The sequence below is a fragment of the Methylobacterium sp. CM6244 genome (genome assembly GCF_054817885.1).
In genome coordinates, this window is record NZ_CM139247.1 from 1,214,110 (window position 1) to 1,231,105 (window position 16,996).

Here is a 16,996-nt window from a genome sequence, read left to right on the forward strand (position 1 = left end):
CGGCGCCATGGGGAGCAGGGGGCCGCCGCAGGGGTGGCCACTCCGCCAAGCGGTAGGATGATCGAAGATGGCTCGCCAGGACGCGCTTCTCGAAACCTCGTTCCTCACCGGCGGCAACGCCGCCTATCTCGAGGAATTGCAGGCGGCCTATGCCCGCGATCCGCATTCGGTCGATCCGCAGTGGCAGGATTTCTTCAAATCCCTCGGTGACGAGAGCGGCCTTGCCGAGAAGAATGCCGCCGGCGCCTCATGGCAGAAGCCGAATTGGCCGGTCCATGCCAATGGCGAGATGGTCTCGGCCCTGGACGGCAACTGGGCCACCGTCGAGAAGGCGGTGGGCGAGAAGATCCGCGCGAAGTCTGACACCGCGAAGATCGATGGCGCCAAGGCCGCCAATGGCGCGGCCGTCGTCGCCGCCAGCGGCGTCTCGGTCGAGCAGGCGACCAAGGATTCCGTCCGCGCGATCATGTTGATCCGCGCCTATCGCATGCGCGGCCATCTCCACGCCAAGCTCGATCCCCTCGGCCTCGCCCCGCGCGGCGACCACGAGGAGCTGCACCCCCAGCATTACGGTTTCGAGGAGAAGGATTGGGACCGTCCGATCTTCCTCGATAACGTGCTCGGCCTCCAATATTCGACCATCCGCGAGATCGTCGAGATCCTGGAGCGCACCTACTGCCAGACGCTGGGCGTCGAGTTCATGCACATCTCCAACCCGGAGGAGAAGGCGTGGATTCAGGAGCGTATCGAAGGCAAGGGCAAGGAGATCTCCTTCACGCCCGAGGGCCGGCGCGCCATCCTGAACAAGCTGGTGGAGGCGGAGGGATTCGAGAAGTTCCTCGACCTCAAATACACCGGCACCAAGCGCTTCGGCCTCGACGGGTCGGAATCGATGATTCCGGCGCTGGAGCAGATCATCAAGCGCGGCGGCGCGTTGGGCGCGAAGGAGATCGTGCTCGGCATGGCCCATCGCGGCCGGCTCAACGTGCTCTCGAACGTCATGTCGAAGCCGTTCCGGGCGATCTTCAACGAGTTCAAGGGCGGCTCGGCCTCTCCCGCCGAGGTCGAGGGCTCGGGCGACGTGAAGTACCATCTCGGTGCCTCGTCGGACCGTACATTCGACGACAACAACGTCCACCTGTCGCTGACCGCCAACCCGTCCCATCTCGAGATCGTCGATCCGGTGGTGCTGGGTAAGGTGCGCGCCAAGCAGGACCAGCGGGCCAAGCCGAATGTCCAGCGCACCAGCGTCGTGCCGCTGCTCATCCACGGCGATGCGGCCTTCGCCGGCCAGGGCGTGGTGGCCGAGTGCCTCGGCCTGTCGGGCCTCAAGGGGCACCGCACCGGCGGGTCGATCCACTTCATCATCAACAACCAGATCGGCTTCACCACCGATCCGCGCTTCTCGCGCTCGTCGCCCTATCCGTCCGACGTCGCCAAGATGGTGGAAGCGCCGATCTTCCACTGCAACGGCGACGACCCGGAGGCCGTCACCTTCGCGGCCAAGATCGCCATCGAGTACCGCCAGAAGTTCGGCAAGCCCGTCGTCATCGACATGCTGTGCTACCGCCGCTTCGGCCATAACGAGGGCGACGAGCCGGCTTTCACCCAGCCGAAGATGTACCAGCGCATCCGCAAGCACCCGACGGCGCTGGAGACCTACGCCAAGAAGCTCATCGCCGAGGGTGTGCTGACGCAGGAGCAGTTCGACGCGCGCAAGGCCGAGTTCCGGGCCATGCTCGACGGGGAACTGGAGGTCGCCGGAAACTACAAGGCCAACAAGGCCGATTGGCTCGACGGGCGCTGGTCCGGCTTCAAGGCCGTGCGTGAGGACGTGGACGATCCGCGCCGTGGCAAGACCGGCGTGCCGGCCGATATCCTGCGTGAGATCGCCCAGCGCATCACCACGCCGCCGCCGGGCTTCCACCTCCACCGCACGATCCAGCGCTTCTTCGACAACCGCGCCAAGGCCGTCGAGACGGGCAAGGGGATCGACTGGGCGACGGCCGAGGCCCTGGCCTTCGGTTCGCTCCTCATCGAGGGGCATCGGGTCCGGCTGTCGGGCCAGGACGTGGAGCGCGGGACCTTCTCGCAGCGCCATGCCGTCGTGATCGATCAGGAGAACGAGCAGCGCTACACCTCGCTCAACTCCATCCGCGAGGGGCAGGCGAATCTCGAGGTCATCAACTCGATGCTCTCCGAGGAGGCCGTGCTCGGCTTCGAATACGGCTACTCGCTGGCCGACCCCAATTCCCTGGTTCTGTGGGAGGCGCAGTTCGGCGATTTCGCCAACGGCGCGCAGGTCGTCATCGATCAGTTCATCTCTTCGGGCGAGCGCAAGTGGCTGCGCATGTCCGGCCTGACGCTGCTGCTGCCACACGGCTACGAGGGACAGGGGCCGGAGCATTCCTCAGCCCGCCTCGAGCGCTTCCTGCAGATGTGCGCCGAGGATAACATGCAGGTCGCCAACTGCACGACCCCGTCGAACTACTTCCATATCCTGCGCCGTCAGCTGAATCGCGAGTTCCGCAAGCCGCTGGTGCTGATGACCCCGAAATCGCTCCTGCGGCACAAGCGGGCGGTGTCGAACCTCGACATGCTGGCGGAGGGATCGACCTTCCACCGCGTGCTCTGGGACGATGCCGAGCACGAAGACGACACGATCAAGCTCGTGAAGGACGACAAGATCCGTCGCGTCGTGCTCTGCTCGGGCAAGGTTTATTACGACCTCTACGACGAACGCGAGAAGCGTGGCGTCAACGATGTCTACCTGATGCGCGTGGAGCAGCTCTATCCGTTCCCGCTCAAGGCGCTGGCCAACGAGATGGCGCGCTTCCGCAATGCAGAGGTGGTGTGGTGCCAGGAGGAGCCCAAGAACATGGGCGCCTGGTCCTTCGTCGATCCGTATCTCGAATGGGTCCTCGGCCAGGCTCAGTCGCAGGTGAAGCGGGCGCGCTATGTCGGCCGCCCCGCCTCGGCGTCCACGGCGGTCGGCCTTCTTTCCAAGCATCAGGCCCAGCTCCAGGCCTTCCTCAACGAGGCGCTGGCGGTCTGACGACCCCGGTATCCCCTTCTCCGACGCGACCAAACCATTCGGGCGGACAGAGCACCATGGCAACCGACATCCTCGTTCCTACGCTGGGCGAATCCGTGAGCGAGGCCACCATCGGCCGCTGGTTCAAGAAGCCGGGCGACGCGGTGGCGGCGGACGAGCCCCTTGTTGAGCTCGAGACCGACAAGGTCACCCTCGAAGTCAACGCGCCCGCCGCCGGTGAACTCGGTGAGATCCTGGTGAAGGACGGCGAGACCGTGGAGCCCGGCGCCCTGCTCGGCTCCATCGTCGAGGCCGGCGCCGGTGGAGGCGCCAAGGCTCCCGCCGCCAAGAAGACCGAGACGAAGGCTGACACCCGCACCGAAGAGGCGACTCCGAAATCCGAGGGCGCGGACAAGGCGCCCGCCGAGGAATCCTCGGCGGCCTACGGCAACCACGGCGAGGCCGCTGCGCCGAAATCCGATCGTCAGGCCGGCGATAACGGCCCCGCCGTCGCCAAGATGGCGCGGGAATCCGGTATCGACCCATCGACGGTGAACGGCACCGGCAAGGACGGTCGCGTCACCAAGGGTGACATGATCGAGGCGACCTCCAAGGCACCCTCCGCCCCGGCCCCGGCCCCGGCTCAGGAGCCGGCCCGGCAGGCCAAGGCTCCCTCGCCGCCGCGCCCCGCCTCGAAGCCCGACGATGCCGCGCGCGAAGAGCGCGTGAAGATGACGAAGCTGCGCCAGACCATCGCGCGCCGGCTCAAGGACGCCCAGGACACGGCGGCGATGCTGACGACGTTCAACGACGTCGACATGTCGGCCGTGATGGCCATGCGCGCCCAGTACAAAGATATGTTCGAGAAGAAGCACGGCACCAAGCTCGGCTTCATGGGCTTCTTCACCAAGGCGGTGATCGGAGCGCTCAAGGACGTGCCGGCGGTCAATGCCGAGATCGACGGGACCGACCTCGTCTACAAGAACTACTACCATATCGGCATCGCCGTCGGCACCGATAAGGGCCTCGTCGTGCCGGTGGTGCGCAATGCCGACGACCTCTCCATCGCCGGTATCGAAAAGACGATCTCCGGTTTCGGCAAGAAGGCGCGGGACGGCAAGCTCTCCATCGAGGAGATGCAGGGCGGCACCTTCACCATCACCAATGGCGGCATCTACGGTTCGCTGATGTCGACCCCGATCCTCAACGCGCCGCAATCGGGCATCCTCGGCATGCACCGCATCGAGGAGCGTCCGGTGGTTCGCGCCGGCAAGATCGAGGCGCGGCCGATGATGTATCTCGCGCTCTCCTACGATCACCGCATCGTCGACGGGAAGGAGGCCGTGACCTTCCTCGTGCGCGTCAAGGAGGCGCTGGAGGATCCGGCACGCCTCGTGCTGGACCTCTGAAACAACCCGGCAGCTGCCGTCCGCCGGCCGCCGCAGGGCGGCCGGACGCTTCCGCGTGCGTGAACTTCGATGGTGGGGCCTGACCTGCCGAACCTTCAAGCGAGTCACCAGCCTATGTCCTACGATCTCGTCGTCATCGGTACCGGCCCCGGCGGCTATGTCTGCGCCATTCGCGCCGCCCAGCTCGGACTCAAGACCGCCGTGGTGGAGAAGCGGGCGACCCATGGCGGCACCTGCCTCAATGTCGGCTGCATCCCGTCGAAAGCCCTGCTTCACGCCTCCGAGGCATTCGAGGAGGCTTCGAAACACTTCGCCGACATGGGCGTCATCGTCAGCGCGCCCGAACTCGACCTCAAGAAGATGATGTCGTTCAAGCAGGACGGCGTCGATGGCAACACCAAGGGCGTCGAGTTCCTGCTGAAAAAGAACGGGATCGACGCCTATCACGGCCTCGGCCGGGTCGCCGGTGCCGGCCGCGTCGAGGTTCTGTCCGAGGATGGCGGCAACCAGATGCTGGAGACGAAGAACATTGTCATTGCCACCGGCTCCGACGTGACGAAGCTGCCCGGCGTGACCATCGACGAGACGATCGTCGTCTCCTCCACCGGCGCCCTCGAGCTTCAGTCCGTGCCGAAGAAGCTCCTCATCATCGGCGCGGGCGTGATCGGCCTCGAACTCGGCTCCGTCTGGCGTCGCCTCGGCTCGGAGGTCACCGTGGTGGAATATCTCGACCGCGTCCTACCCGGCATGGACGGTGAGGTCGGCAAGCAGTTCCAGCGCATCCTCGGCAAGCAGGGCATCGTCTTCAAGCTGTCCTCGAAAGTCACCGGCGTCGAGGTGAAGGACGGCGCCGCCACCGTCTCGGTGGAGCCGGCCGCCGGCGGCGAAGCCGAGAAGCTCGAGGCCGACGTCGTGCTCGTGGCCATCGGCCGCGTGCCCTACACCGAGAAGCTGGGTCTCGAAACCGTGGGCGTGCAGCTCGACAACAAGGGCCGCATCCAGACCGACAGCCACTACGCCACCAACGTCACCGGCATCTACGCCATCGGCGACGTGATCGCGGGGCCGATGCTCGCTCACAAGGCCGAGGACGAGGGTGTCGCCGTTGCGGAACTCCTCGCCGGGCAATCGGGCCACGTGAATTACGGGGTGATCCCGAACGTGGTCTACACCTATCCGGAAGTCGCCTCGGTGGGGAAGACCGAGGAAGAGCTGAAGAAGGACGGTATCGCCTACAATGCGGGCAAGTTCCCCTTCACGGCGAACGGTCGCGCCAAGGTCAACCACACCACGGACGGGTTCGTGAAGATCCTGGCCGATGCCAAGACCGACCGGGTGCTCGGCGTTCATATCGTCGGTGCGGATGCGGGCAACCTCATCGCGGAAGTGGCCGTCGCCATGGAATTCGGTGCCAGCGCCGAGGACGTGGCCCGGACCTGCCACGCTCACCCGACGCTGACCGAGGCGGTCAAGGAAGCCGCCCTCGCCGTCGGCAAGCGGGCGATCCACATCTGAGACGGGCTACCGCCCCCGTCTTGGCAATGAGCCGGAGGGCGGGTTCGACGTAGGCCGCCGTCCGGGAACGTCGCATCGCTCGGCACCCCGGACGGGGTGCCCGTGTTGGAACAGGTGTCTCACACCTTCCGCAGCGGAGCGCCGGATGCCCTACGAACTCTATTACTGGCCGACGATCCAGGGGCGCGGTGAGTTCGTCCGCCTCGCTCTGGAGGATGCCGGGGCGGAGTATGTCGATATCGCCCGCGGGCGAGAGGCGGAGGGTCAGGGCCTCGGCGCCATGACCGCTTTTCTCGGCGATCCCTCGGTGGCGCGGCCGTCCTATGCGCCACCCTTCCTCCGAGATGGCGACGTCGTGGTCGGACAGACGGCGGCGATCCTGCTCTATCTCGGTCCCCGGCTCGGCCTCGCGCCGTCGGACGAAGCCGACCGCATCTGGACCCATCAGATCCAGCTGACCATCGCGGATGTGGTGGTGGAAGCTCACGACACGCACCATCCCATCGCGGTGAGCCTCACCTACAAGGACCAGAAGCCCGAAGCGCTTCGACGCGCGAAGGATTTTCAGGCGAACCGGATTCCGGAATATCTCGCCTGGTTCGACCATGTGCTCGGCCGTAACGACGGCCACCATCTCGTCGGCGGGTCCACGACCTACGCCGATCTGTCCCTGTTCCAACTCGTGGACGGGTTGCTCTACGCGTTCCCCCACGCGACGGAGCGGACCCTCGCCGAAAACCGCCACGTCGCTGCCCTTCACGACGCGGTGCGGCAACGGCCCGGGATCGCCGCCTATCTGGCGAGCCCGCGCCGCATCCCCTTCAACCAGCAGGGGATCTTCCGACGCTATCCCGAACTCGACCTGTAGCGCGCGCACCCGCACGCGGATGGGCCTGCTCGAACGCATCCATCAGGCGGGCGGCGTCGACCTTGGTGTAGAGCTGCGTCGTCGAGAGCGAGGCGTGGCCGAGCAATTCCTGGATCGCGCGCAACTCGCCCTGGCGGCCGAGGAGGTGCGTGGCGAAGGAGTGCCGCAAGGCGTGGGGCGTGGCGCTGTCCGGCAGGCCGAGGGCGCCGCGCAGGGAGGCCACCGCATATTGGATGATCCGTGGGGAGAGCTTGCCGCCTTTCACGCCAACGAAGAGAGGCCCTTGCGGATCGAGCGCATGGGGGCACGCCGCGAGATAGGCCGCCACCGCCTCGGCCACGACGGGAAGGATCGGCACCATCCGCTCCTTGCCGCCTTTGCCAATCACCGTCACCGACTCCACTTCCGGTACGGGCGCATCGCGCCGGGCGAGGCCGAGGGCTTCGGAAATTCGGAGGCCGGAACCGTAGAGAAGAGCGAGAACGGCGGCGTCACGCGCCAGAACCCAGGGCTCGCGGGATTCCCCGGCGCGGATGTCGATATCGGTCAAGGCGCGGGCGGCGGCGATGGGAATCGGGCGAGGCAAGCGCCGCTCGACCTTGGGGGAGCGGATCGCCCCGAGGGCCGACACGCTGCCGTGACCGTCCCGTTCGAGGTGCCGCGCGAAGGAGCGAAGGCCCGCGAGCGCGCGCATCAGTGATCGACCGCTCACCGTCTCGGCCCGGCGCGCTGCCATGAATCCACGGATGTCGCGGGGCTTCAATGCGACGAGCCCGGCGATTCCGACCGTGCCATGCCGGCTCTGCAGGTGGTCGAGGAACTGCCGCAGGTCGCGCGCATAGGCTTCCACCGTGTTCGCGGCCATCCGGCGCTCGCGCAGCAGACTGTCCTGCCACGCCATGGCGACGGACCGGACTGCCTCGTCACCGGGAAAGGCGATGGCGCTGGCAGTGGCAGGTGAAGGCGGAACGTGGAGCATCGCGCGGTGATCCGGGAGCGAAAAGCCCACTCAACGCCACCGAGGTTGACGGAGCGTTGCCGACGGGGCGAGGAGATCGTGGCGGTGGTCGGCTGTTTCACGGAACGGCGCAGCGGCTCAGCGCTTGATCATCGCATCCTACCCCTGTCGTCCCTCCCGATCCGAGCCCGCATGCCCGAGACACGCATCGTCTGCATCCGCCACGGCGAATCCACCTTCAACGCAGCCCATCGCCTCACCGGGCGCGATCCCGGCCATATCGATGCCCGGCTGACGGAGCGGGGCCTCGCCCAGGTCGCGGCGGCCCGGGATCGGCTACGGGACATTCCGTTCGATCTGGTGGTGACGTCTCCGCTCACCCGCGCCATCCAGACCACCGCCGGCATTTTCGGCGATCATCCGGCCAAGCCCGAGATCCTGGTGGAAGTGCTCCATCGCGAATGCCAGGAGAGCAGCTGCGATGTCGGGCGCGCCGCCTCCGTGCTGAAGGCGGAATTCCCGCATCTCGATATCGATCACCTGCCCGAAATCTGGTGGCATGCCGAGGGTGAGCCGATCGCAGAGGGTGTCCATGTGGAGCCGCGCCACCTCTTCGATCGTCGCGTGGCGACGTTCCGCGACTGGCTGACCGAGCGGCGTGAGCGGACCATCGCCGTCGTCGGTCACGGCACGTTCTTCTTTCACCTCACCGGCATCTGGCTCGACAACTGCGCCACCACCGAACTCGACCTCGCATCGGGGCCGGTGGCCGTCTGAGCCGACGCGGCGGAGATCACCCGCCTCGTCGAACCTATTGGCCGAGGCTCAGGACGCGCTCGCCCGCGCCGCATCCAATCGTTCCTGCGCCTGAACGAGATCGATGTCCGGTGCCTGCCGTCCGATGGTCAGGGCCTCGTCGAGGATGGTCGCTGCGCTGTCCCAGACGCCCTCGGTGAAGGGTGATGCACCTTCGGCGATCTCCGCCGCTGACCGGGCATCGGTGGCCGACCTCACGGCTGCCACCGCGCTGCGAGCGATGGCGGAGGCGAGGGCTCCCCGTCGCCAGTCCCGCTGCTGCGACGCGGCCTGGGCCACGGTCCCACCGCGCCACGCAGCGGCCTGCGCAGCCAAAAGACCCGCATCGAGATCCTGGGCTTCGTCGCAGCGAGCGGCGAGATCAGCAAAACCTGCCCGGTCGAGGAGAGGCGGCAGAATCCGACGAATGCTTTCCAGGGCGAGGAAGCGGGTGCGTTGCTCCTCGATCTCCGCCGTATCAGCGGAGCCGGAGAGGCGCAGGACGAAGGCCATCAAGCGAGAGCGCTGGTGATCCGGCATCGCGTCGTTGAGGCCGAGCGCGTAGGCGGCGAGGGGTTTCGAGAAACACGGCGGACAATCCGAAGAGGAGCGGATCGACCGGTAGGGTAGGCCGGCCGCGACGACCGCCGCCTCGTTGATGCAGGTCCCGCCATCTGGGCCGGGGAAGGGGTGCGAGCCGGACAGCAACCGCCAGTGAAGGATGTGCTCGAAACCTGATGCCATGCGGGCCGGCTCCGTCGGTTTCACGGGAAAACCCAGCCGCGAACCGGCGGGTCATCCGAAACCTGCCACAGGACGGCAATCCGTGACGAGGAAAATCTTATCCGCCCACGCCCACGGCGAGCCCGGCCAGCATGGCGATGCCGAGCACGAAGACGAAAGCGCCGGCCAGCAGTTCGAGCCCGCCTACGGCGATTGCCCCCGTGGACCCGCGCCCTCCCGCGAGACGCAGGGCCAGGGCCTTGGCGAAGACCGCCAGGCTCGCCAGCACCCCGGTGGTCAGGGCCGTGCCCAGGGCCATGGCGAACGTCGCCGCGATACCCGCAGCCAGAATGCCCTGCGACGCGGAGAAGACAAGAATGAGGATCGCGCCGGCGCAGGGGCGTGAGCCGGCCGCCAGCACGACGCCCGCCCGCTCGCGCCAGGAATCGAGGCGGCCGATGGCGGTGGCGTCGGTGAGGTGGACATGGCCGCAGCCGGGCGCGCAGGCGGCCGCGTTACCGCCGTGAACGAGCCCCGCCAGTCGTCCGGCCTTCCGCCACGTCACCGTGAGGCCGAGGAGGGCCACGAGGGCGAAGCTCACCGTCTCGATCACCGTGCCGGCCCGCGTCATCCCGGCGGCAGTGGCGTTGAGGAGGAGGTTGCCGATGGCGACGATGGCGATGGCGACGAGAGCTTGCAGCAAAGCAGCGGCGGCACTGAGCGAGAAGCCGCGCGCCAGCGCCCGCTCCCCGGCCATGATGTAGCCGGCGATCACCGCCTTGCCATGGCCCGGTCCGGCGGCGTGGAACACGCCGTAGCTGAAGCCGATGAGGATCATGGGCCCCCAGCTTCCGCCTTGCTTGATGGCGGCGACGGTGGCTTGCAAGCTGCGCGAGAAGCTCGACTGCATGGCGAGCAGCCAGCCGCCGATCCCGGTTGCCGAGGGCGCCGCCTCGCGAAATCCGACGCCGAATGGGGAGCGCGGCGGCGGTGGAGCCACGCTGGAGCCGAGGAGCCACGACAGCGCCGTGAGGACGAGGGCGACACAGGCGATCGCTGCGAGAGCCAGGGCGATCCGTAAGGCGATCCGGCCGCGCGGATGATCGGCCCATGCGGCGGCCACGCCTACGGACATGCGACGATGATCCGGTTAGCGAACTGGACGCCGTAACTCGATGCGTTGGTCAGCGCTTCGAAGAACGCCTCCGACAGACCCGGCTTGGCATCGGCAGTCTTGGCATCCGCGGTCTTCGCCTGCTCGGATTTGGGCCGGGTGATCGTGGCGGCGCAACCGGCCGGCGAGCCGACGAGGCGCGCGGTGTCCGCATCCTCCGAGAGGCTGAACGCAACGAAATAGGTCGGGTCGAAGACCTCCAACGCCGCGACTCCGCGCCCCTGCGCCACCGGCGATTTCAGCGGCAGAAGGAAGCTGAGCGTCAGCCTGTCGCCGTCCATTCTCATGCGCGGCTCGATCGGATCGGCGAAGGTCTGCTCCTTGCCGCCGATCTTGAGCTTCGTGAAATAGGCGAATTCCGCGAGATTGGCGGTGTTGTCCGTGGCGAGGCCCGCGAGTTCGTCGGGAGAGACCGTGCCGTCGCCGTTCGCGTCGAGCCCCTGAATCGCCGAGGCCGAGTAGCTCGCATCGAAGGTCCAGGCGTGACGGATGCCCGTCACCTTGCCGCCCTCGCCGTAATCGATCTCCGCCTTCGAGGTCACCCAGACATGCGGATGGGCCGATGCCGGAGCGGCGGCCCCGAGGCTGAGGGCGAGCGCTGCCAAAGAGGACGCGACGAAGGAGCGAGCGGAGAGGAGAGCGGTCGGCGAAGCCATGCTGGACGCTCGCGAGTCAGGGTAAAGAAAGTCTGAACGGGTGCTGCGACGGGGGCCGGGAGTCCGGCCGCCGCCTCGATCTCCTCCGATTTTAGTGGGGCGAAAGCGAGGCGTGACCGTCCGTCAAGCGGCCCGGACGCTGGCGAGAAACCCCGCAATGCTTTCGTCGAGGGCGAGGCTCGCCGCCGCCACGCGGCCGGCGACACTCCTCACCGATTCGGCGGCCTGTGCGCTGGACGCGGCGGCTTCCTCGACCGTGGCGATGCCGCCGGACACGGCGTCGGCGCTGGCTTCGGCATCGGCGACACTGTCGGCGACGCGCGCACCGGCGATCCGCTGAGCCTCGAGAGCGAGGGCAACGGCCGCATCTGCGCCCGCCATCTGATCCATCGTTCCACCGATCGCTTCGACCGCCCGGAGCGTGTCCTGAGCCGCGCCCCGCATCGCCTCGATCTGTCCTTTGATCGCCTCGGTGGCACCGGCCGTCTGGGCGGCGAGCGCCTTCACCTCGCCGGCGACCACCGCGAAGCCCCGTCCGGCCTCACCCGCGCGCGCCGCCTCGATCGTGGCATTGAGGGCCAGGAGATTGGTCTGCGCGGCGACGGTGGCGATGGTCTCGACCACGGTGCCGATCTCGCGCCCCGCTTCGGTGAGGAGGGCGGCGGCGCGGCGCGTCGCGGTGACCTCGCGGTGTGCCAGGGCGCCCAAACCGTCGCGGATCCGCGATTGCCGGTCGATCGCCTCGCCACCACCCGCGACATCCGCACTGGCTGCCGCGGCCCTGCGCACCTGTTGCCCCGCGCCGGCCGCACCTTCCGAAACGATGGTGGTCTGATCCCGCGTGAGCCGCACGGCGTCCGACACCGCCTCCGCCGCGCCTGCCATGGCAGTGGCGGCGCTCGACAGATCCTGCGCCACCCGCTGAGCTTCCTCCTCGAAGGCCTGGGCGGCTGCCTCCAGGCGCGCGGCGCGCTCGGCTTCGAGAGCGGAATGAGCGAGCGCACGCGCATCGCCTTCGACCTTGTCGACGATGACGGTCCGCAGCACCGCAATGGAGCGGGCCATGGTTCCGATCTCGTCGCGTCGTTCCAGCAACGGGATGGCCCTGGTGAGATCCATGGCCGCAAGGGCATCGATCGCCGATCCGAGGCGGGCCAGCGGCTGGCGGATCTCCTTGAGGACGAGCCAGAGTGCGAAACCGAAGGTGAAGAGGATCACCGCCCCGGAGGCCACGAGGCTGATGATGCGGGTCTGCTCGATCTCCGCCACGGTCTCCGCGCGTTCGCTGCCGAGACGCGTGAGCGTGTCCTTGCCGATGCGTGTGATCGCGGACACCATCCTGGCGCGGCTCGCCACGGTGGCCTCGTCGGTGCCCTGGATGAGCGCGGCCTTCGGTGAGATGGTGAGGCCGAGTTCCGCCGTATCGGTCTGATAAGCCAGGAACTCCTTCAGCATCAGATCGAGCTTGAGGCGATCCGCATCGGGAACCTGCCCGACGATCCGGCTCAGGAACACATCCTTCTGCTCGCCGACTTCGGCGAGGGCGGTTTTCAGGCCACCGAACTTGGCCTTGGCGTCATCGGTATCGTCCGCCGTGTAGACCGCGCCCGCCGCCACCACTGTCCGTTCGATGGCGAGGGCGAGGCTTTGCGCCGCCAGGGCCTGTTCCCAGACCGAGTCCATTTCGGCCGCCCGCGCCTGCTGATGCAGCACCACGCGGTCGTTGAACAGGGACAGGGCGCAGGCACCGAGTGCCAGAAGCCCCATCACCGCCGCGAGTTTGTTGCCGAGGGAAAGGCGCATCGATGTGTTCCGTCATCTAAAGCTATCGTGAAGCTGATGACGCCCGAACCTTGCCGGGAGTTTAAATCGAGGCGGCTAACAAATTGAAAGTATTGGATTAAACGCCTGGGGCGGTCCGTGAGGGAGCGTCCCCAGGCATCGATGGATACGGATGACCGAGGAAAGAGCCGTTCAGTAGGCCGTCGAATCGGCCGAGGCGACATCGACTCTGTCGCCGGTACGCGAGAAGGCGATGGTGGTCTCGCGTCCGTCGGAGCCAAGCGTGCCCGGCACCGAAAGGTGGACGGTCTGTTCGGGATTCAGGGTCGTCACGAGGCGGATGACCTGGGGCAGATCATGGCCGGAATTGACGCTGGCGAGGGTGGCGACCACGCGGTAGCGGCCATTCTCGACGGTGTAATAGGCCGAACCACGATAGGTGCCGAGGTCGACGCTCTGGGCGCTCGCGGGCGAAAGCTCGGCCGCCTGGGAGGCCGTAGCGGAGGCGAGGGTAAGCGCGGCGGCGAGGAGGGCTTTGGACGAGATGCGCATGATGAGGGAGCCTGTGCGGTTACTGTCCGCCGGGAGTGCCCGTTCGGAGAGCCGGTTGCACCGGGAGACCGACATATGCCGATTTTATGCTGCGCTGCGAAGAGATGAATGTTGCAATGCGTCAATGCTTGAATTGCATGACTCGGCAAAAAATATCTCGATGCATGTCAAAATTACATAGGTCGAAAGTGTGAGCGATCGAAGCCGCTACTCTTCAGCCAGGATATGTTCGTTAAGGCGCGAGGCGATCCCGTCCGCGCTTGAGGTAAAAGCATCCTATGCTGCAATGCAGCACGAGAGCTCTATCAGTCGCGCCGCGTGAGGGCAGCGATCTCGGCTTCTTCCGCTGGACTCAGCTTGGTCTCGTGATCCGCGCGCCGGCGGGACAGACGCCAGAGGCCGAAAACCCCGAGGCCGAGGGCCATCAGGGGCGTCAGCCAAAGCAGCAACGTGTGCAGGGCAAGGACCGGGCGCAGCAGGACATACTCGCCATAGCGGCCGACGACGTAATCCTGCACCTGCCTGTCGTCGTCGCCCGCCTTGAGCCGCTCGCGCACGATCAACCGCAGGTCGCGCGCCAGGGGGGCGTCGGAATCGTCGATGGACTGGTTCTGGCAGACGAGGCAGCGCAGGCCCGAGGAGATATCGCGCGCCCGCGCTTCGAGCTTCGCGTCCGGCAGGACTTCGTCCGGCTGGACGGCCAGGGTGGCGCCCGTCGAGCCGGCGAGAAGCGCCAGGGCGACGAGCAGGCGGGAAAGACGAGCCGCGCTCATTCGGCGGGGGCCATGGTGCCGGGCATGGTCTTGGCCTTCTCCTTGGCCCGTGCGGGCGCTCCCACCCGCATCCTGCGGTCGGTGAGGGACACCGCCCCGCCCAGCGCCATGACGACGGAACCGAGCCAGATCAGCAGCACCAGGGGCTTGTAGTAGAGCCGCAGGCCGATGGCCCCGCCGGGGACCATCTCGCCGAGGCTGGCATAAACCTGACTGACCCCGACGGTGAGCAACCCGGATTCCGTCACGTTCATCTTGCGGCTGGGATAGAAGCGCTTGCCCGTCTCCACGGTGCCGATGAAGTCACCGGCCGTGTTGCGGATGGTGAGGAAGGCCGTCGTCTCCTCGTAATTCTCGCCCGTTCGCGGGCCCACCCGGTCGAGGGTCGCCACGTAGGGGCCGGAGGTGAGGGACTCGCCCGGCTTCACCGTGCTCAGGGCCTCCGTGGCCCAACCCTGCGCCGCGATGCCCAGAACCACGATTCCGACGCCCGCATGGGCCAGCGCGGTCCCCCAGGCCGAGCGCGGCAGGCCGATGGCCCGTCGCATCACGGCGCTGACCGTCCGTGCCCGGCTGTTGCCGTAGCCGCGGGCCCGCGACACGATCTCCATGGCCGAGCCGACGACCAGATAGGCACCGAGGCCGATGCCGATGGGCGCCATCATCGGGCCGCCCCAGGTCCAGGCGAGCACGGCGAGGCCGATGGCGAGGGCGACACCCATGGCGGCGAACAGGCGCTGCGAGGCCGCGTGCACGTCGCCGCGCTTCCAGGCCAGGGTCTGGCCGAAGGGGACGATGAGGAGGAGCGGAATCGCCAGCGGGATGAAGGTGTAGTTGAAGAAGGGCGGCCCCACCGAGATCTTCTCGGAGGTCAGGGATTCGAGCAGCAGCGGGTAGAGCGTGCCGACGAAGACGGTGGCGCAGGCGGCGGCGAGGAACAGGTTGTTCATCACCAGGGCGCCCTCGCGCGAGATCGGCGCGAACAGGCCGCCCTGCCGCAGCATCGGCGCCCGCCAGGCGAAGAGGCTGAGCGAGCCGCCGATGAACAGGATCAGGATGGCGAGGATGAAGACGCCGCGCGTCGGGTCGGTGGCGAAGGAATGCACCGAGGTGAGGACGCCCGAGCGGACGATGAAGGTGCCGAGCAGCGACAGCGAGAAGGTGAGGATGGCGAGCAGCACCGTCCAGACCTTGAGCGCATCGCGCTTCTCCATCACCACGGTGGAATGGAGCAGTGCCGTGCCCGCGAGCCAGGGCATCAGCGAGGCGTTCTCCACCGGATCCCAGAACCACCAGCCGCCCCAGCCGAGCTCGTAATAGGCCCAGTACGAGCCCATCGCGATGCCGAGGGTCAGGAAGCTCCAGGCGATCAGCGTCCAGGGGCGCACGGCGCGCGCCCAGACCGCGTCGATGCGGCCGTCGATCAGCGCCGCGATGGCGAAGGCGAAGGTGATCGAGAAGCCCACATAGCCGACGTAGAGAAGGGGCGGATGGATCGCGAGGCCGAAATCCTGCAGCAGCGGATTGAGGTCGTTGCCCTCGATCGGCGCTGGGCTCACCCGCATGAACGGGTTCGAGGTTGTGATGATGAACAGCACGAAAACGAAGGTGACGAGACCCTGGACCGCCAGGGTATTGGCGCGGAGCACCGGCGGGACCGAGTTCCGGGACACCGCGACCAGGGCGCCGAACAGGGCCAAGATGAGGACCCAGAGCAGCATCGAGCCCTCATGGTTCCCCCACACGCCCGAGAGCTTGTAGAGGAAGGGCTTGGCGGTGTGCGAGTTCTCGATCACGTTCTGGACCGAGAAGTCCGACGTGGCATGCGCGTAGGTGAGCGCCCCGAACGAGAACAGGATGCAGGCGAAGGTGCCGAGCGCCGCCGGAGTGGCGACGGCGCGCAGGGCCGCATCCCCCGAGCGGGCGGCCCAGACCGGCATCACCGCCTGGACCAGGGAAAGCGCCAGCGCCAATGCCAGCGCGAAATGTCCGACTTCAATCAGCACGTCGGATTGTCCTTCCTCAGGGTCATACCGGTCATCGTTCGCTGCGTCGTCCGAGCGTCGGCTCGCCGTCGGCGGTCTTCACGCCCTCGGCGGCTTTCCCGGCGGGGGCTGCCTTGGAGCCGCCCTCCTGCCACCGGCCCTGCGCCTTGAGCGCATCGGCGACCTCGCGGGGCATGTAGGATTCGTCGTGCTTGGCCAGCACGGTGTCGGCGCGGAAGATGCCGCCCGGCTCGAGCCGCCCTTCGGCGACGATCCCCTGGCCCTCGCGGAACAGGTCGGGAAGCAACCCGCGATACTGCACCTGGACCGTCGCGTTGGTGTCGGTCACGGCGAAATCGATGTTCTGGTCGGGGCCACGTTGGAGCGAGCCTTCCTTGACCAGTCCGCCGAGGCGGAAGCGGGTGCCCGGCGCCACGCCCTGCGCGGTCACCTCGGTGGGCGACCGGAAGAACACGATCGACCCGCTCATGGCGGACAGGATTAGGCCGAGGGCCAGCGCGAGCACGGCACCGCAGGCGGCGATCAGGATCAGGCGGCGGCTCTTGCGAGTCACAAGTTTCGTCCCGTTTCTGTTCCGGCGCCTCGTGAACGGGCGCTCGGTCGGCGCGGAAGGGCAGATCCGGCTGTCCTGTCGTCTGGCCAGTGGTCCGGTATAATTTAGGTTTCTGGCGTAACTCGGGTTTCGGCCCCATGACAGTCCGGGTCAAGGCCCGTGGCCGGGGCGGATTGTCAGGGGGCGTCCTTCGTCGCA

The 16,996-nt window shown here is 67.3% G+C and carries 14 protein-coding genes; 5 read left to right on the forward strand and 9 right to left on the reverse strand.

The window, feature by feature from the left end; translation table 11 throughout:
* Positions 1-67: 67 nt before the first annotated feature.
* The 4 genes from ACYQML_RS05600 (at position 68) to ACYQML_RS05615 (ending at position 6,826) form a co-directional block, all read left to right on the forward strand.
* On the forward strand, positions 68-3,055 hold the full coding sequence (locus tag ACYQML_RS05600) for a 2-oxoglutarate dehydrogenase E1 component (RefSeq protein ID WP_056426891.1): 2,988 nt from the start codon (positions 68-70) through the stop codon (positions 3,053-3,055).
* Between the two features lie 56 nt (positions 3,056-3,111).
* A complete protein-coding gene (gene odhB / locus ACYQML_RS05605; RefSeq protein ID WP_461234955.1) occupies positions 3,112-4,443 on the forward strand; it encodes a 2-oxoglutarate dehydrogenase complex dihydrolipoyllysine-residue succinyltransferase in 1,332 nt (443 codons plus the stop codon).
* Positions 4,444-4,557: 114 nt separating this feature from the next.
* A complete protein-coding gene (gene lpdA, locus ACYQML_RS05610) occupies positions 4,558-5,958 on the forward strand; it encodes a dihydrolipoyl dehydrogenase (RefSeq protein WP_056426886.1) in 1,401 nt (466 codons plus the stop codon).
* Positions 5,959-6,103: 145 nt separating this feature from the next.
* Positions 6,104-6,826 (forward strand): glutathione S-transferase, encoded by a 723-nt coding sequence (locus ACYQML_RS05615; RefSeq protein ID WP_461234956.1) that lies wholly within the window; start codon positions 6,104-6,106, stop codon positions 6,824-6,826.
* Here the strand turns inward: ACYQML_RS05615 and ACYQML_RS05620 are convergent.
* A complete protein-coding gene (locus ACYQML_RS05620) occupies positions 6,780-7,805 on the reverse strand; it encodes a tyrosine recombinase XerC (protein ID WP_461234957.1) in 1,026 nt (341 codons plus the stop codon). The genes ACYQML_RS05615 and ACYQML_RS05620 overlap by 47 nt on opposite strands.
* A 171-nt stretch (positions 7,806-7,976) precedes the next feature.
* Here ACYQML_RS05620 and ACYQML_RS05625 point away from each other — a divergent pair, with 171 nt between their 5' ends.
* Positions 7,977-8,561, forward strand: a complete 585-nt coding sequence (locus tag ACYQML_RS05625) for a histidine phosphatase family protein (RefSeq protein WP_461234958.1) — start codon at positions 7,977-7,979, stop codon at positions 8,559-8,561.
* A 48-nt stretch (positions 8,562-8,609) separates the two neighbouring features.
* On the opposite strand, the gene ACYQML_RS05630 is transcribed toward ACYQML_RS05625, so the two are convergent.
* From ACYQML_RS05630 to ccmE, 8 genes are all read right to left on the reverse strand, one after another.
* A complete protein-coding gene (locus ACYQML_RS05630) occupies positions 8,610-9,323 on the reverse strand; it encodes a hypothetical protein (RefSeq protein WP_461234959.1) in 714 nt (237 codons plus the stop codon).
* 97 nt (positions 9,324-9,420) lie between these two features.
* Positions 9,421-10,437, reverse strand: coding sequence for a nickel/cobalt transporter (locus tag ACYQML_RS05635; protein ID WP_461234960.1), 1,017 nt, complete (start codon positions 10,435-10,437; stop codon positions 9,421-9,423).
* Positions 10,428-11,132 (reverse strand): DUF1007 family protein, encoded by a 705-nt coding sequence (locus ACYQML_RS05640; protein ID WP_056426867.1) that lies wholly within the window; start codon positions 11,130-11,132, stop codon positions 10,428-10,430. The genes ACYQML_RS05635 and ACYQML_RS05640 overlap by 10 nt, the downstream gene beginning before the upstream one ends.
* A 123-nt stretch (positions 11,133-11,255) precedes the next feature.
* On the reverse strand, positions 11,256-12,935 hold the full coding sequence (locus ACYQML_RS05645; protein WP_461234961.1) for a methyl-accepting chemotaxis protein: 1,680 nt from the start codon (positions 12,933-12,935) through the stop codon (positions 11,256-11,258).
* A 171-nt stretch (positions 12,936-13,106) separates the two neighbouring features.
* Positions 13,107-13,466: a hypothetical protein gene (locus tag ACYQML_RS05650; protein WP_207410806.1), complete on the reverse strand. Its 360-nt coding sequence runs from the start codon at positions 13,464-13,466 to the stop codon at positions 13,107-13,109.
* A 305-nt stretch (positions 13,467-13,771) separates the two neighbouring features.
* Entirely contained in the window at positions 13,772-14,239 is a 468-nt protein-coding gene (locus tag ACYQML_RS05655; RefSeq protein WP_461234963.1) for a cytochrome c-type biogenesis protein, read from the reverse strand.
* Positions 14,236-16,245 (reverse strand): heme lyase CcmF/NrfE family subunit, encoded by a 2,010-nt coding sequence (locus ACYQML_RS05660; RefSeq protein ID WP_056426858.1) that lies wholly within the window; start codon positions 16,243-16,245, stop codon positions 14,236-14,238. The genes ACYQML_RS05655 and ACYQML_RS05660 overlap by 4 nt, the downstream gene beginning before the upstream one ends.
* Positions 16,246-16,276: 31 nt before the next feature.
* Positions 16,277-16,798, reverse strand: a complete 522-nt coding sequence (gene ccmE, locus ACYQML_RS05665; protein ID WP_056426855.1) for a cytochrome c maturation protein CcmE — start codon at positions 16,796-16,798, stop codon at positions 16,277-16,279.
* Positions 16,799-16,996: the final 198 nt, after the last annotated feature.

Bases quoted from the DNA above. Each gene is read 5' to 3' on its own strand.
- ACYQML_RS05645 (WP_461234961.1), bottom strand. From the start codon at position 12,935: ATGCGCCTTTCCCTCGGCAACAAACTCGCGGCGGTGATGGGGCTTCTG.
- odhB (WP_461234955.1), top strand. From the start codon at position 3,112: ATGGCAACCGACATCCTCGTTCCTACGCTGGGCGAATCCGTGAGCGAG.
- ACYQML_RS05620 (WP_461234957.1), bottom strand. From the start codon at position 7,805: ATGCTCCACGTTCCGCCTTCACCTGCCACTGCCAGCGCCATCGCCTTT.
- ACYQML_RS05600 (WP_056426891.1), top strand. From the start codon at position 68: ATGGCTCGCCAGGACGCGCTTCTCGAAACCTCGTTCCTCACCGGCGGC.
- ACYQML_RS05630 (WP_461234959.1), bottom strand. From the start codon at position 9,323: ATGGCATCAGGTTTCGAGCACATCCTTCACTGGCGGTTGCTGTCCGGC.
- ACYQML_RS05615 (WP_461234956.1), top strand. From the start codon at position 6,104: ATGCCCTACGAACTCTATTACTGGCCGACGATCCAGGGGCGCGGTGAG.
- ACYQML_RS05640 (WP_056426867.1), bottom strand. From the start codon at position 11,132: ATGGCTTCGCCGACCGCTCTCCTCTCCGCTCGCTCCTTCGTCGCGTCC.
- ACYQML_RS05650 (WP_207410806.1), bottom strand. From the start codon at position 13,466: ATGCGCATCTCGTCCAAAGCCCTCCTCGCCGCCGCGCTTACCCTCGCC.
- ACYQML_RS05655 (WP_461234963.1), bottom strand. From the start codon at position 14,239: ATGAGCGCGGCTCGTCTTTCCCGCCTGCTCGTCGCCCTGGCGCTTCTC.
- lpdA (WP_056426886.1), top strand. From the start codon at position 4,558: ATGTCCTACGATCTCGTCGTCATCGGTACCGGCCCCGGCGGCTATGTC.
- ACYQML_RS05625 (WP_461234958.1), top strand. From the start codon at position 7,977: ATGCCCGAGACACGCATCGTCTGCATCCGCCACGGCGAATCCACCTTC.
- ACYQML_RS05635 (WP_461234960.1), bottom strand. From the start codon at position 10,437: ATGTCCGTAGGCGTGGCCGCCGCATGGGCCGATCATCCGCGCGGCCGG.